This is a genomic window from Nocardia albiluteola (assembly GCF_018860155.1).
Lineage (GTDB): Bacteria > Actinomycetota > Actinomycetes > Mycobacteriales > Mycobacteriaceae > Nocardia > Nocardia albiluteola.
Genome location: NZ_JAHKNI010000009.1, coordinates 119,887 through 135,006, shown reverse-complemented (window position 1 = coordinate 135,006; position 15,120 = coordinate 119,887). Strand labels below are relative to the sequence as shown.

Genomic DNA, 15,120 nt, shown 5'->3' with positions numbered 1-15,120 from the left:
GACTCAGGCGAATGCGCCGATGCCGGTGATGTCGCGGCCCACGATCAGGGTCTGCATGGTTTCGGTGCCCTCGAAGGTGTGCACCGCCTCGACGTCGGCCATGTGCCGCATGACCTGGTAGTCCAGCAGGATTCCGTTGCCGCCCAGCATGTCCCGCGCGACGTGCAGGACCTTGCGCGCGGTACTCGTGTTGTGCATCTTGGCCAGCCCGGCCAGGGTCGGCTGCAGGCGGCCCTCGGTGGCGAGCGTGCCGATCTGCAGGCAGTACAGCTGCATGGCGGTGACGTCGGCGAGCATCTTCACCAGGCGGTCCTGCACGATCTGGAAGGCGGCCAGCGGTTTTCCGAATTGCTCCCGCCGCTTGGTGTAGGTCAGCGCGGTGTCGAATCCGGCGAGCGCGTGGCCCAGGGCCATCCACGCGCACGCGCTGCGGGTGCCCACGAGCACCTCGGCGCAGTCCTTGAACGAATTCGCCCCGGGCAGCCGGTTCTGCGCCGGAACCCGCACGGCGTCGAGTTGAATCTGCGCCTGCCACACCGCGCGCAGCGCACCCTTGCCGGTGATGACCTCCGCGTGATAGCCGGGCGTGCCCTTCTCCACCAGAAAGCCCTTGACCTGACCGTCCTCGGTGTCGCGCGCCCACACCACGATCACATCGGCGATGCTGCCGTTGCCGATCCATTTCTTTGCGCCGTCGATGACGTACTCCTCGCCCTCGCGGCGGGCACTGGTCTCGAGCCCGATGGAATCGGAGCCGTGTTCGGGTTCGGTCAGCGCGAACGCCCCGATCTTGCGCAGCCGCGCCATATCCGGCAGCCACCGCTGCTTCTGCTCCTCCGAGCCGCACTGGGCGATGGACTGCATCGCCAGCCCGGCCTGCACGCCGGCGAAGGTGCCGATGCTGCCGTCGCCGCGGCTCAGTTCCATGTAGGCCAGACCCACCGAGATCGGATCCATGTCCGGGCAGCCGTAGCCGACGATGCCGTCGCCGATGATGCCGACCTCGCTGAGCTTTTCCACCAGCGGGAAGGGAAATTCGGCGCGCTCCCAATAGTCGTTGATGACCGGCCGGACCTGTTTCGCGACGAATTCGCGCGTGCGCAGCAGGACATCGACCTGGGCCGGTGTGAGCCGCTCCTTCAAGAAGAAATAGTCGGTTCCGAGGGCATCGGCGACACCGATCTGAAGATCCATTTCGGCCTCCCAGCGCGAAGTTTCGGCAGGATTTATGACTCACATCACTTTTAATCAGAGTGCGCGCCCCGCCGAGTTCCGACAATGTCTTCGTGGACAACGAACCCCCTGATCTGTTGTCTCACAGCACATCCACCGTCACGACTCGCGCCGGAAGGCCTCGATCACCGGGGCGAGCGCGGCGGCGTTGACGATCAGATCGACGTGACCGCCCGGGTGCAGGTGCACGGTGGCGTGCGGCAGCAGCCGGGCCATGATGCGGGCATTCGCGATCGGAATGATCGGGTCGTCGGTTCCGGCCACGATGAGCGTGTGCTGGCGGATCAGCGGCAGCGCGAACAGGCTCGTCCACACCGATCCGGCCAGCAGCTGATGCACGTAGCCGACGCGTGAGCCCGCCATCAGCTGCCGGTCGAACAGCCGCTCGACGATCGTCGCATCCTCGCGAACGCTGCCGCCGTACAGTTCGCCGGCGATCCGTGCGGCGTAGTGGTGGTCCAGAAAGCGTTGCGGGGTCAGCATTTTCAGCAGCGCGGCGGGCCGGCCGGGAATCATCAGCACGCCGGTGCCGGTGGAGACCAGGACGAGCCGGCGGCAGCGCATCGGATACTGGAAGGCGAACTGCTGGGCCAGCGCACCACCCCAGGACAGGCCCAGCACATCGACCTTCCCGAAGATGCCCAGCTTGCGCAGCACCCCGCGCAGCACCGCGGCCAGATACGGGAATCCGTACGGCAGTGGCGAATCCGGAGATCCCCCGGTGCCGGGCACGTCGAAGCGCACCACCGTGGTCTCGGGGCGCAGCGCGGCGATCAGCGGATCGAACACCTCGAGGGCCGCGCCGATCCCGTTGCACAGCACCAGCGGAACGCCCTCCCCCCATCGGACGTCCACCCGGATCTGCTGTCCCAGTACCGGTACCAGGCGCCGCTCGACGGCGTTGTCGGGCAGCGAATCGCTCATGGATACAGCACCACCACGTCCGCGACGCACGCCGGCCGCGTGCCGCCGTCGATCTCGTAGGTCAGGCCGAACACGGCCTCCACCCCGGATGTCTTCTGCTGGGCGGTATTCAGCGTCACCACCGCGCGGATCTTCGAGCCCACCGGCACCGGCGCAGGGAAGCGGACCCGGTTCAGGCCGTAGTTGAGCGCGGCGGTGAGCTCCTTGATCTCGAGCACGTCCGCGATCGCCACCGGCGCCAGCGACAGGGTCAGGTACCCGTGTGCGATGGTGCCGTGGAACGGCCCGTGCGCGGCCCGCGCCGGATCGGTATGTATCCATTGATGATCGCCGGTCGCGTCGGCGAACAGTTCTACCTGCTGCTGGGTGATCTCGATCCAGTCGGTGGTGCCGAGCTGCCGGCCGGCGATGCCGATCAGATCGGCCGGGGTATCGAGTTGTGTTGTCATAGCGGTCCTTTCAGTGAGCCAGGACGTAGGTGCCGGGCGCCGGAGCCAGCGGCGGGAGCTCGGGGAGCCCTAGCGTGGCCGGGGCATCACGCATCGGGCCGCTGCGCTCGCCGAGCCAGTCGGTGAAGTCGGTCCACCACGAACCCTGGTGCTGCGCCGCCGAATCCGCCCAGGCGCCCGGATCTGCCTCGTCGGTGGCGCCGATGCGGTAGGCGGACTTGGGATTTCCGGGCGGGTTCACCAGTGCGGCGATGTGCCCGCTGGTGGACAGTACGAATCGCGAGTCCTTGCTGCCCAGCAGCCGGGCGCTGCGGTAGCACGCCTGCCACGGCGAGATGTGGTCGGTCAGCCCGGCGACGACGTAGCTGTCCACGCTCACCCGCGACAGGTCCACCGGCGTGCCGAGCATGCTCGCCGCGTCCGGGACCGTCAGCGCGTTGTGCAGCCCCAGCATGACCATGTCGCGGTGCAGGGCGGCGGTCATGCGGGTGGCGTCGGCGTTCCAGAACAGCACGTCGAACGGGGCGGGTTGGCGACCCTGCAGATAGTTGTTGACCCAGTACCGCCACACCAGGTCGTTGGGCCGCAGCCAGGCGAACATCTCCGCCAGGGCCGCGCCGTCCAGATAGCCCTTGCGCGCCGACGCCGCGATGGCCAGCTGCGCGGTCTCCTCGTCCAGGACGGCGTCGGCGAAACCCGCGTGGGATTGATCCAGCACCGTCACCATGAGCGTCAGGCTGGCCAGCCGCTGCTCCTGTCCGATCGCCGCGAGATGGGCCGCGGTCATGGCCGCGAGAATGCCGCCGGAGCACGAGGCCTGCAGGTGGGTGCGCTCGGAGCCGGTGATGCGCTGCACCGCGGCCAGGGCGTCGAGGATGGCGCCGCCGTAGGTGTCGAATCCCCAATCCCGCTGCGCGGCATCGGGATTACGCCACGACATGGCGAACACCTGCTGACCCTGGGACAGGAAGTACTCGATCATGCTGCGCCCGGGCGCGATGTCCATGACATAGAATTTGTTGATCACCGGCGGCACCATCAGCAGCGGCACGGTGCGCACCTGCTCGGTGGTCGGCGCGTACTGGATGAGCTCGAAGGCCTCGGTGCGCAGCACCACCGACCCCGCCGTGACGGCCACGTTCTCCCCCACCGTGAACGCGTTCGCCTCCACCATCGCCGGAATCCGGGGCGCCCCAGCCATGTCGCCGAGGAAGTGCCGTACCCCCTGCACCATGCTCGAGCCGCCGGTGTCGATAGCGGCCTTCCAGGCGACCGGGTTAAGCAGCGGATTGTTGGTCGGGGCCAGCGCATCGATCGCGTTGTCCACGACAAACCGCATCCACTCTTCGTCGCGCCAGTCCAGCTGGGCGTCCGTGAGCAGGGTTTCCGCGGTGTCGCCGGCGGCCAGATAGGCCTGCATCGCGCGCCGCAGCAGCGGATTGCCCTGCCAGGCGGGATCGGCGAAGCGCTTGTCCGACCTGGCCGGGGCGACCTGTGACTGGCCCCGCGCGATATCCACCAGCTCTCGGCCCAGCGCCGAGACCCGGGTGCCGACCACTCCCGGACGGCGGGCCAGCTCGAGCGCCAGCCGGCCCCAGGAGTTGTTGGGCATCAGGCGGCGGCCGATGCCCACGGCCGAGCCGGTCAGTAGCAGATCCAGCGGGGCGGCCAACTCGTCGGCCCCCAGCATGTCGTCGGTGTTTTCGGTTTTCGTCGCCATGTGCTCACTACTCCTGCGATCGGACATCGGGTCGTTCGAGATCCGCCCATTGATCTCCATGGTTTTGCCTGACGAGCTCGGAGTCGATGTGGTGGCGGACAATCTCGTCGGCACAACGGTGTGCGACGGGACAACGGGGGCGAGGTTCACAGCAGCCGCCGGTACACCTCGAAGGCGAAACAGAGCTCGGCCAGGTCCCGGGGCCGCGACAACGACCTGCCGGTGCGTTCCTCGATGCGGTGCAACCGGTAGCGCACGGTGTTGGGGTGGCAGAACAGCAACTCGCCGGTGGCGCGCAGGGATCCGTCGGTGGCCACCCAGACCCGGAAGGTCTCGAACAGCACCTCGCGCTCCTCCTGCGCCAGCTCGTCGAAGGAATCGAACAGCGGCGCAACCAGTTTGGTCGTGATCTCGGGGGCACTGACGGCGGCGGCGCCGAGGATCGAGCCGTCGAAGACCGAGACCAGGTCATCCGGTTCGGCGCGCCCGCCCGCGGCGATCCGCGCGTACCGCAGCGCCTCGGGTGTCTCGCGCAGATCGTCGTAACGCGAGCTCACCCCGATCCGGGCGGTCGCGGTGCGCGAGAGCAGGGCCAGCGCATTCGTCAGCTGCTGCTCGGTGCGGAAACTCAGAATGCCGATGGTCAGTTCGGGCAGCTCCCACCAGGCCGAGAACACGTCCAGGCTGCGGAGTTTGGGTTCGATCTCCGGCAGCGCCTCGGCCCCGGGCGCGGGCGCCCGCGCGGCCACGACCACGAACGGGCCTGTCGCTGGCAGGCGCAGGTAGTCCGCGGCCTCCCATACGCTCCATCGCTCGAACAACCGCCCGTGCAGCAGCGCGTCCATGAGCGCGCTGTGCGTGTCGGTGTCGCGCTCGATCCGCCGGGTCTGCTCGCGGCGATAGCCGGACGCCGCGGCATCGGTATAGAGCCCTTGCGCGGCAATCACTTTCGCGGTCAGCGAGCGCACCGTCTCACCGTCGGCGCCCGTCGCGGCGCCCAGCAGCGCCTCCCAGAGGCGGTAGAATCCGATCCGGTACGCCTCGAGCACGGCGGCCAGTGGAATGTCCTCGCGGGCACGCTCGGCACCCACCGCGGCGGCCGGGTCGATGTCGAAATCCACGCCCGTGATCAGCCCGTCGAGCACAACGCGCAGGTGCTCGGTGACCACCGCGACCAGCACGTCGAACGGCACCACCGCCGACGTGCCGTAGTAGACCACCTCTTTGCCGATCGCCCGAGCCAGCTCCACGGCCAGCTGATCGACGCGACCGGCAAGGGTCCGCGCCGCCGCTGCGATATCGTGTCCGCTGTTGTCCATGAGAGCACGGTAGGACGGTGACGGGCGGCTGCCATTGTCTCGAGGAGACGAAAAACCGGCGCCTCATTGTCGCCGAAAGGGCACGTCAGGACGGATCCGGGCGCAACACCACCGGACCGTACCAATGACACACCAGCAGCGCCAGCTCGACGTCGAGCCGATCCTGCGCGATCGGCCTCCCGCGCCGGGCAACCGCGCGCCCGACCCGGTACTTCACGGAGTTGAAGTGCAGATCCAGTTCCTCCGCGGCCGCCTTGTAGCTCGATCCGGTGCGCAGGAACACCCGCAGCGTCTCGCGCAGGCGCGCGTCGTTGTCGGTGTCGCGGGCCAGCTCGCCCAGCGTCTCGCCCACCCATTCGCGGGTCTCGGCGAGATCGTCGCCCAGCAGCGCGGCCGCGGCCAAGCCCGGATCCGACGCGGCCACAACGGGATTCGCCATACCCCCGGCCGCCGCCACGGCCTGCGCCTGCCCGGCCTGCCGGTGCGAGCGGCGAAAGCCCGCGACCCCGGATCCGGCCCGGCCGATCGCGATCCCGGGCGCGGCGGGCGATGACGCGGCGCGGGCCCGCAGCACCGGCGCCGGATCGGGCGGCGCCGCGCGATAGGGCAGCCACGCCCACGCGCAGGCCGGATCGGCGGCGACGAACAGCGGATTCGCGTCGGTGGCCAGCTCCTGGGCCAGCTCGCGGACGAACTGCTGCAGCCGGGGAATCTCACTGTCCCCGGCGTCGGAATACCACAGCACCAGCGCGATGTGGTGCCAGCGCAGCGGATACCGGATGACGGTGGAGGTCTCGTCGGCGTCCACGGCCTTGCGGGTGGTCAGCAGTTCGCGCACGCGCAGCGCGCGCAGGCTGTTGCGGGTCTCCAGCCACCGTTCCCGCTCGTCGTCGTAGATGACCACGACCTGCTCGGTGATGCGGTCGATGTACTCGAACACGATCGCGGTGATCCGCTCGATCGCGGAGATCCGATCACCGGGCGGAATCGCCATCTCGTGCAATTCGGCGAACACCATCTCGGTGAGCCGGCGCTGCCCCAGCCGATAGGCCCGCACCAGCGCGTGGACCGGAACACCCTGCTGGGCAAGGCGTCTGGCGTATTCGACGGCCGCCGCGGGCGCCTGAATGCGCTCGACGGGCAGGTCGTGGCGCAGCGCGTGCAGCAGGGTGTCGACATTGGCCTCGACGCTCGCGCCCAGGAGTTCGGCGGTGCGCGCGTCGCCGCGCAGATCGATGATGTCGTCTTCCAGGGCGGCCTGGATGGCCGCGCTGACCTGCGTCACCCTGGCATTCATCCGGGCAGCGATCGCCTCGATGTAGCGGCCCACCGCGACGTCGCCGTCGCGCCGCGCAACCGTCATACCCCCACGGTAGTGCCGGTAACCCGCGACGGCGGGCCGTTTGCCTTGTTCTCCGGCGACAAGTGCCGGGCCGAAGTTCGTTCACGCGCGACGGTGGTTCGCGGACCGGTGATTTCTACGGTGTTCTCCGTCACTTTTTCAGCCGGCAAAGGACCTCCCCGATGAACCTCCCCTCGTTACCGGACCGCAGGGCCGCCCGCGATCCGCACGCCCCCGCCCTCGCCGACGACCGCGTCGACCTCGACAACGCCGGATTCCACACGGCCGTGCGACGGGCCGCGGCGACGCTGCGCGGTGCGGGCATCGGGACCGGCGACGTGGTGGCGGTCCTGCTGCCCAACACCGCGGACCTGGTGGTGGCGCTCTTTGCCGCCTGGCGCCTGGGTGCGGCCGTCACACCGGTGAATCCCTCGCTCACCACCGACGAGATCGCCTATCAGGCGAACGACGCGGGCGCGAAGATGCTGATCACCGACCGGCCGTTCGACGGGCAGGTGGGCGCGGTGCTGCCCGTGGATCGGTTGCGCTCCGGACCGCTCGACACGGGCGACGAACCTGTCGCGATCGACACCGATGCGCTGGCGCTGCTGATCTACACCAGCGGAACCACCGGGCGACCCAAGGGCGTGATGCTCGATCACGCCAACCTGAACGCCATGTGCGGCATGATCATCGCCGCACTGGAGCTGACCGAAACGGACCACAGCCTGCTTATCCTGCCGCTGTTCCACGTCAACGGGATCGTGGTCGGGGTGCTCTCGCCGCTGCTGGCGGGCGGACGCACCACGGTGGCGGGGCGGTTCGAGGCGGCGGGATTCTTCGCCCGGATCGAAAAAGCCCGCGCCACATACTTTTCCGCCGTGCCGACCATCTACCGGATGCTGGCCGATCTGCCCGCGACGGTGCGCCCGGACACCTCGTCGGTGCGCTTGGGCATCTGCGGCGCCGCCCCGGCCAGCGTGGGCCTGCTCGCCGAATTCGAGGGGCGCTACGGCATTCCGGTCATCGAGGGTTACGGATTGTCCGAGAGCACCTGCGCCAGCACCATCAATCCCCTTGCCGGAGAACGGAAACCGGGCTCGGTCGGGCTGCCGCTGCCCGGTCAGCGCATCCGGATCCTGGCCGACGACGGCTCCGAGGCCGTCCCGGGCGAGAGCGGCGAAGTGCTGGTCTCGGGCCCGAACATCATGCGCGGCTACCTCAATCGGCCCGAGGAGACCGCCCTGACCGTCGTGGACGGGTGGCTGCACACCGGCGATATCGGACGCCTCGACGCGGAGGGCTACCTGACCCTGGTGGACCGGGCCAAGGACATGATCATCCGCGGCGGGGAGAACATCTACCCCAAAGAGATCGAAACCGTCGTCTACCAGCTGCCCGAGGTCGCCGAGGCCGCGGTGATCGGGCGGCCCGATCCCGTCTACGGCGAGCAGCCGATCCTGTTCGTCGCCCTCACCGCCGATTCAGCGCTGGACGCCGACGCGATCCGCGAGCATGCCCGGACCGGATTGGCGAAATACAAACTGCCGGTGTCGATCCGGGTTCTCGATCAGCTACCCAAGAATGCCGTCGGCAAGATCGACAAGCCCGCACTGCGGCTGCTCGATGCCGAAACACGTTGATTACCAGCACTATCGAAAGAGAAGGAGAAGTGTCATGGGCTTCACGAAACCCGATCTGCCCGCGGTCGAACCGGAGAGCTTCCTGCGGCTGCCGCTCATGGAGCGAATGCGGATCCTGGCCACCCACTGGGTCGAACACGGCTTCGGCTCCCCGCGCATGGTGCACACGATCTACATCCTGAAACTGATTGTGCTGTATGCCCTCGGCGGCGCGGTCGTCGCGACGGCCACCTCGCACCTGCCCGCCTTCTGGCACGTGACCCAGTGGTGGAACCAGCCGATCGTCTATCAGAAGGCGATCCTGTGGACGGTGCTGCTGGAGAGCATCGGCATCGCCGGATCGTGGGGACCGTTGGCGGGCAAGGTGAAACCGATGACCGGCGGCATCGTGTTCTGGGCGCGGCCCGGCACCATCCGGCTGCGGCCCTGGAAGTGGGTGCCGCTCACCGCGGGCGATCGGCGCAACTGGTTCGACATCACGCTGTATGCCGCGTTGCTGGTGAGCGTCGCCGTCGCGCTGTTATCCCCTGGCGTGCACAGCGATTCGCTGTCGTCCGCGGTCCCGGGCAACACCTCCGGGCTGGTGAATCCGGCGCTGCTGATCGCGCCTATCGTGCTGCTGATCCTGAACGGCGTGCGGGACAAGACGATATTCCTCGGCGCGCGCGGCGAGCAGTATCTGCCCGCGCTGTTCTTCTTCGCCGCACTGCCTTTCATCGACATGATCATCGCGCTGAAGCTGCTCATCGTCGTGGTGTGGGTGGGCGCGGGCGTGTCCAAGTTCGGCAAGCACTTCTCGCTCGTGGTGCCGCCCATGGTCAGCAACAGCCCCTCGGTGCCCTTCACCTGGCTCAAGCGCGCACACTACCGCGACTTCCCGCGGGATCTGCGCCCGTCCCGGATCGCGGACCTGATGGCGCACGCCGGCGGCACCACCGTAGAGATCATCGTTCCGCTGGTGCTGTTGTTCTCGCGCAATCACTGGCTCACGGTGCTGGCGGTGGCCGTGATGGTGGTGTTCCACCTGTTCATCGTGTCCACCTTCCCGCTGGCGGTGCCGCTGGAGTGGAACGTGCTGTTCGCCTACGCCTCGATGTTCCTGTTCCTGGGATTCCCGAATCAGGGCGGCTACGGACTGTTCGACATCTCCTCGCCGTGGCTTGCGCTGGTGCTGATCGCCGGACTGCTGCTCTTCCCGATCCTGGGCAACTTCCGTCCGGACAAGGTCTCGTTCCTGCCGTCCATGCGCCAGTACGCGGGAAACTGGGCCTCGGCGGTCTGGGCCTTCGCGCCCGGTGCGGAGGGCAAACTGGATAGGGTGACACGCACCGCGAGAAACCAGGTCGACCAGTTCGTCGAATTCGGTTACGAACCGCAGTGGGCCGAGATCACTATGCAGCAGGTCATCGCCTGGCGCACGATGCACAGCCAGGGCCGCGGACTGTTCTCGGTGCTACTGAAGAACCTGCCCGATATCGAGACCCGCACCGTGCGCGAGGGCGAATTCCTGTGCAATTCGCTGATCGGCTTCAACTTCGGCGATGGTCACCTGCACGACGCGAGCTTCATTGCGGCCGTGCAGCGCGAGGCCCGATTCGAACCGGGCGAGGCGGTGGTGGTCTGGGTCGAATCGCAGGCGTGGGGCAGCCGGGTGCAGCATTACCAGGTCATCGACGCGGCGCTGGGCGTCGTCGAGCGTGGCACCTGGTCGGTCGCCGATGCCGTGGACGCGCAGCCCTGGCTGCCGGACGGCCCGATCCCCCTGGCCGTCACGTGGACCGCGCCCGGCGGCGCACCCGTCGCCCCGGCCGACGAGCGGGAACACGGACACGGAGCGCTGGCGTGACCACCGCGACCGTCGTCGGCGGCGGGCCCAACGGACTCGCCGCCGCCGTGGCCCTGGCCCGGGCGGGCGTCCGGGTCACGGTCCTCGAGGCCGACACCGAGATCGGCGGCGGTACCCGCACGGTCGAGGACATCGTGCCCGGGCTGCTGCACGACCGGTGTGCGGCAACCCATCCGATGGCCGTGGGCTCCCCCTTCCTGGCCGGGCTCGACCTCGAGCGGTACGGATTGTCCTGGCGCACACCGGACATCGACTGCGTCCACCCGCTGGAGGATGGGCGCGCCGGGGTGCTGCATCGCTCGGTCGAACGCACCGCGGCCGGGCTGGGTCGCGATGGGGATCGCTGGAAGCTGTTGTTCGGCAGACCCTCCGAGCGTTACGACGCCCTGGCCGAGGACATCCTGTATCCGCTGCTACACCTGCCCCGGCACCCGCTGACACTGGCGCGTTTCGGCGCGCCCACGCCCCTGCCCGCCTCGGCGCTGGCCCGCGCCTTCCGCACGCGGGAGGCGCGGGCGCTGTTCGGAGGCGTTGCGGCCCATGCCTTCCGGCCGCTGCACCTGCCGATGACCTCGGCGATCGGCATGGGCATTCTGACCGCGGGTCATCGGCACGGGTGGCCCGTCGCCGCCGGCGGTTCGCACGCGATCACCCTGGCACTCGCGGCATTGCTGGCGGACCTGGGCGGCAAGATCGAGACCGGCGTCCGGGTGAGCACCCACACTCAGCTGCCGACCGCGGACATCACCATGTTCGACCTGGCTCCCGAAGCGGTCGCCGAGCTCCTCGGCGACCGTCTTCCGGCCCGAATCGCGCACGCCTACCGGAACTTCCGGCGCGGCCCCGGGGCATTCAAGGTCGACTTCGCGGTGGCCGAGGGGGTGCCGTGGACCAATCCGAAGGCCCGCCGCGCCGGAACCGTCCACCTCGGCGGGCCCTACGCCGAAATCGCCGCCGCCGAGCGCGACACCCACGCCGGGCGCCTGCCAGAGCGCCCCTTCGTACTGATCGGCCAGCAGTACCTGGCCGATCCGCAGCGCTCGGTGGGCAATATTCACCCGGTGTGGGCCTATGCCCATGTCCCGCACGGGTATACGGGCGACGCCACGGAGGCGATCATCGCCCGGATCGAACAGTTCGCCCCCGGATTCCGGGATCGCGTCATCGGCAGGTCGGTCCGCACTACAACCGAGCTCGCGACCTACAACCCCAACTTCACCGGCGGCGACATCATGACCGGCTCCAAGGACATCCGGCAGCTCGTTTTCGGACCGCGAATCACCTTGTCTCCCTATTCAGTAGGAGTACCCGGCATGTACATCTGCTCCGCCGCCACACCGCCGGGCCCCGGCGCCCACGGCATGTGTGGGGCCAACGCCGCCGACCGGGCCCTGCGCGACCTCGGACGATGACCGGGGCCCCCGACGCACACGGCAGCGCCAACGCTACCGACCGGGCCCCGCGCGACCTCACGGGGCCCCGGCGGTGCTCACTCGGAGCGCGGGCGAGCCGGCGGGTCACGCTCCCTGTGCGGCCATGGCAATCGCTACCTGAATCCGCGATTGCAGCTTCAGTTTGGTCAGGATGTTCGAGATGTGCGACTGCACGGTGCGCGGGGACAGGAACATTCGGGTGGCGATGTCCGGATTCGACAGTCCCTGCGCCACCAGGGCGGCGACCTTCTTCTCGGTCGGGGTCAGCGACTGCCAGCCGTTCTTGGGCCGGTTGCGGGGACCACGCCGCCCGCGGCGAATCCCGAACTCCCGCAGGCTCGCCTCGGCCCGGGCGATATCCCATTCGGCGCCGAACCCGGTGTACAGCTCGACCGCGGCGTCCAGCGCGGACCGCGCCTGCACCGTGTGCCCCTCGGCCGCGAGCAGCGTGGCGAGGAACTCGTTGGCCTGCGCCTGATACCAGGGGCGATCGGCCTCCCGAAACGAGTCGACGGCACGGGCGACGAGGGCCGAGTCGCCGTCGGCCATCCCGTGACACAGCTCCGCCGTAGCCCGCCGGCTGGGGGTGGAATGGCGCGCCTGCAACGTATCCGCGGCGGCGGCGACCTTGCCGACGACATCCTTGCGCCCGGCCGCGATCGCCATGCGCACCAGATCCGGATACGCGTGATAGACGGTGGCACAGACAACGCCGTCCACCAATTCGTTGCTCGGGCCCAGCAGGGTGTCCATGGCCCGGGCGGGATCACCCTGTGTCTCATAGACCAGCGCCTGCACCCAGGGGCGCAGGTGCCGGTAGCCGCGGCCCTCCAGCCGATCGCGGGGAGCGGGCAGCGAGTCCGGGGTGCCGGTGAACGTGCCGCGGTGCACCGCGACCAGAGCCGCGAAACAGTCTGCGGTCGCGGCGAATCCGAAGACGTCCGGCGCCTCCCGGCAGCCGCCCAGATCGACCAGGGCGTCGTCCCAGCGGCCCCGCAGGAAGTGTAATCTCGCCAGTTCCAAGCGATTCGAGCCGAGATACGCCCCGGACATGCTCTCGCTGTATCGGACCGCCCGGGTCAGCATCTTTTCCGCGGCCTCGTACCGGTCGAGTTCGGTCAGGCAGATGCCGCTGAGCGAATAGGGCTCGATGGTGGAAAGCCGCCGGCGGCCACTGGATTCGAAACTGCGTACCAGCTGATCGCCGAGTTGCTGCGCCTCGTCCAGGAATCCCTGCTGGAACCGCAACGAGCCCAGCGCGAGCGAGCCCAGCCCCCACGCGACCGGATCCGCGCAGGCATCGCCGATGGTCATCGCCCGGGCCGCCGCCTCCTCCGCAATGTCGAAACGCTCGAGCAGCACGTAGGACAGGCCACGGAAGCCGTGAAATTGCCCCTGCTGCACCGGGGTGAGACCGGGCACGCCGAGGACGGACTCGGCGACCGCGATGGCGTCGGACAGGTTCCCCCGGGCGAAACACGCATGCGCCAGCAACCAGTGCAGCATGATGTTGTCCGACTGCTGCCGACTCACCACCGTGGATCCCAGCGACAACACGTGCCGTGCGACCGCCTCGGCGTGGGTGGGGTTCCCGCTCCACAGCAGCGCTCTGATCTGCCACAGGCGCAGTTCGTCGTGCAGGGCCGGGTCGAGTCGCGGAGTCTCGATGGCCCGGGCCAGCAGCCCCGCCGCGAGTTCGGGCGCACGCACCGTCAGTCTCTCCACAGAGGCCGTCAGCCATTCCAGGCCGATCGGGTCCAGTGGGCCTTCGCCCGGCAGCAGGTACATCGCGACCCGCTCCACGGGCGCTTCCATCGACATCAACACCCGCGCCGCCCGCGATTGCAGCATCACCCGCGTGGCCGGCGGAAGCTGGTCGGCCAGCACCTGGCGAATCAGGTCGTGCCGGAAGGTCAGCTCCGCGCCGTGCCGCTCCAGGATTCCCGACCCGACCGCCATGCTTATCACGTTCCACACATCGATCAGCGGAGCCTCGAGGAACTCGGCCAGCTCGACGGCCTCGATGCCGTGCCCCAATGCCGCCGCCATCGAAAGGATCTGCCGCGAGCGCGCCGGAAGATAGTCCAGCCTCCGGGCGACCACGTCCGTCAGCGACTCCGGCAGGCGAATCTCTCCCGCGTCGCTGACCGCGAAAGCCGTTGCGGCCGTGCTTATTTCTCCGCCCTCGAGCATCCCCGCCTGCGACAATCCCGCCACCAGCTCGGTGACATACAGCGGGTTGCCGCCCGCGCTGGCGACCGCGGCCGACAACAGTGGCCCGGCGGCCGATCCGAGCGAGCGCTCCACCAGCACGGCCACCTCGGCATCGCCCATCGGTCCGAGTCGCACGAGTTCGGCTCCCCCCGACTCGAATTCGGCGAACAGGGCCGGCAGATTGCGGCCGCGCGAGAGCGGCAGGGCCGCGAGCAGAATCAGCAACGGGAGCTCGCGGACGAGGTGGCCCAGCCGTTGCAGCGCCCGCAGACTGGACGGATCGGCCCAGTGCGCATCGTCCAGGATCAACGCGAATGGACCTACGACACAGCGATTCTCGATCATGGCGAGCAGATTCTCGATGATCCCCAGCTCGTGCCCGAGCGTCGGCGCGTCGGCGAGGGTCTCCCGCTCGACCGGCGCCCGGCCGGATCGCGGCGAGGAGGTCGCTTCGAGCGTGTCCCGCAGTGCCGCCATCGCCCCGAACGGGACCCGTTGCGCGAGCTCCTTGGCGTCGCTGCGCACTACCTGCACGCCGCGCACGGACGCCAATCGTGCGGCCGCCGAGAGCATCACGGACTTGCCGATGCCCGGTTCACCCTCGATGAGGACGACCCCGCCCTCCCCCGCGACCACCCTGTCGATCCGCCGTGAGATCCGGTCGAGTTCGTCGCGCCGGCCGATCAATCGCCCCTCCGGACCGTCGTACGGAGGCAATCCTGGTGATGCACCCACACCCACCACCCCTACCGGTCTCTTCGTTGATTCGATGTCGCTGAGTTCCTGCATTGTCGGTGCCGCCTGGAAATCCGAGGGGGTCGAGTGCTGTCGTACGTGGATGAGATCCGTTGTCCCATGGCGCGTTGGCCAGCCTCGCCCTCCTCCTGGGTCGAGTTGACGCTCGGCAAATCTCGTGCAACATCGGAACCGTACCCCACGACGACCGCGTATCAACCGAAATTGGTTGCGCTGCAATAGCTTCGCAGGGTAGAAACGC

The 15,120-nt window shown here is 68.7% G+C and carries 10 protein-coding genes; 3 read left to right on the top strand and 7 right to left on the bottom strand.

Going from position 1 to position 15,120, the window contains the following annotated elements:
• Positions 1-3 precede the first annotated feature (3 nt).
• The 6 genes from KO481_RS25825 to KO481_RS25800 form a co-directional block, all read right to left on the bottom strand.
• Complete coding sequence (locus tag KO481_RS25825) at positions 4-1,194, bottom strand: acyl-CoA dehydrogenase family protein (RefSeq protein ID WP_215920610.1); 1,191 nt, start codon at positions 1,192-1,194, stop codon at positions 4-6.
• A 138-nt stretch (positions 1,195-1,332) separates the two neighbouring features.
• On the bottom strand, positions 1,333-2,157 hold the full coding sequence (locus tag KO481_RS25820; protein ID WP_215920602.1) for an alpha/beta fold hydrolase: 825 nt from the start codon (positions 2,155-2,157) through the stop codon (positions 1,333-1,335).
• Positions 2,154-2,606 (bottom strand): MaoC family dehydratase, encoded by a 453-nt coding sequence (locus tag KO481_RS25815; protein WP_215920600.1) that lies wholly within the window; start codon positions 2,604-2,606, stop codon positions 2,154-2,156. The genes KO481_RS25820 and KO481_RS25815 overlap by 4 nt, the downstream gene beginning before the upstream one ends.
• Positions 2,607-2,616: 10 nt before the next feature.
• Positions 2,617-4,326, bottom strand: coding sequence for a PHA/PHB synthase family protein (locus KO481_RS25810; RefSeq protein WP_245401530.1), 1,710 nt, complete (start codon positions 4,324-4,326; stop codon positions 2,617-2,619).
• 146 nt (positions 4,327-4,472) lie between these two features.
• Positions 4,473-5,645 carry a PucR family transcriptional regulator gene (locus KO481_RS25805; RefSeq protein ID WP_215920598.1) on the bottom strand — a complete coding sequence of 391 codons (1,173 nt, stop codon included), beginning with the start codon at positions 5,643-5,645 and terminating at the stop codon, positions 4,473-4,475.
• Positions 5,646-5,730: 85 nt separating this feature from the next.
• The gene (locus KO481_RS25800; RefSeq protein ID WP_215920596.1) at positions 5,731-7,008 is read right to left on the bottom strand and encodes a PucR family transcriptional regulator; all 1,278 of its coding nucleotides are present in this window, start codon (positions 7,006-7,008) and stop codon (positions 5,731-5,733) included.
• A gap of 161 nt (positions 7,009-7,169) precedes the next feature.
• Here KO481_RS25800 and KO481_RS25795 point away from each other — a divergent pair, with 161 nt between their 5' ends.
• Genes KO481_RS25795 through KO481_RS25785 form a run of 3 tightly spaced genes read left to right on the top strand, consistent with a single transcriptional unit; the run spans position 7,170 to position 11,888 of the window.
• Entirely contained in the window at positions 7,170-8,630 is a 1,461-nt protein-coding gene (locus KO481_RS25795; RefSeq protein ID WP_215920590.1) for a class I adenylate-forming enzyme family protein, read from the top strand.
• A 34-nt stretch (positions 8,631-8,664) separates the two neighbouring features.
• Positions 8,665-10,476: a DUF3556 domain-containing protein gene (locus KO481_RS25790; protein WP_215920589.1), complete on the top strand. Its 1,812-nt coding sequence runs from the start codon at positions 8,665-8,667 to the stop codon at positions 10,474-10,476.
• Complete coding sequence (locus KO481_RS25785) at positions 10,473-11,888, top strand: phytoene desaturase family protein (RefSeq protein WP_215920588.1); 1,416 nt, start codon at positions 10,473-10,475, stop codon at positions 11,886-11,888. Before KO481_RS25790 ends, KO481_RS25785 begins: the two co-directional genes overlap by 4 nt.
• A 105-nt stretch (positions 11,889-11,993) precedes the next feature.
• On the opposite strand, the gene KO481_RS25780 is transcribed toward KO481_RS25785, so the two are convergent.
• Entirely contained in the window at positions 11,994-14,858 is a 2,865-nt protein-coding gene (locus tag KO481_RS25780) for a helix-turn-helix transcriptional regulator (protein ID WP_215920587.1), read from the bottom strand.
• Between the last annotated feature and the right edge of the window lie 262 nt (positions 14,859-15,120).

Excerpts from the sequence above, each read along its gene's own strand:
- KO481_RS25820 (WP_215920602.1), bottom strand. The coding sequence starts at position 2,157 with ATGAGCGATTCGCTGCCCGACAACGCCGTCGAGCGGCGCCTGGTACCG.
- KO481_RS25800 (WP_215920596.1), bottom strand. The coding sequence starts at position 7,008 with ATGACGGTTGCGCGGCGCGACGGCGACGTCGCGGTGGGCCGCTACATC.
- KO481_RS25795 (WP_215920590.1), top strand. The coding sequence starts at position 7,170 with ATGAACCTCCCCTCGTTACCGGACCGCAGGGCCGCCCGCGATCCGCAC.
- KO481_RS25815 (WP_215920600.1), bottom strand. The coding sequence starts at position 2,606 with ATGACAACACAACTCGATACCCCGGCCGATCTGATCGGCATCGCCGGC.
- KO481_RS25790 (WP_215920589.1), top strand. The coding sequence starts at position 8,665 with ATGGGCTTCACGAAACCCGATCTGCCCGCGGTCGAACCGGAGAGCTTC.
- KO481_RS25805 (WP_215920598.1), bottom strand. The coding sequence starts at position 5,645 with ATGGACAACAGCGGACACGATATCGCAGCGGCGGCGCGGACCCTTGCC.
- KO481_RS25825 (WP_215920610.1), bottom strand. The coding sequence starts at position 1,194 with ATGGATCTTCAGATCGGTGTCGCCGATGCCCTCGGAACCGACTATTTC.
- KO481_RS25810 (WP_245401530.1), bottom strand. The coding sequence starts at position 4,326 with ATGGCGACGAAAACCGAAAACACCGACGACATGCTGGGGGCCGACGAG.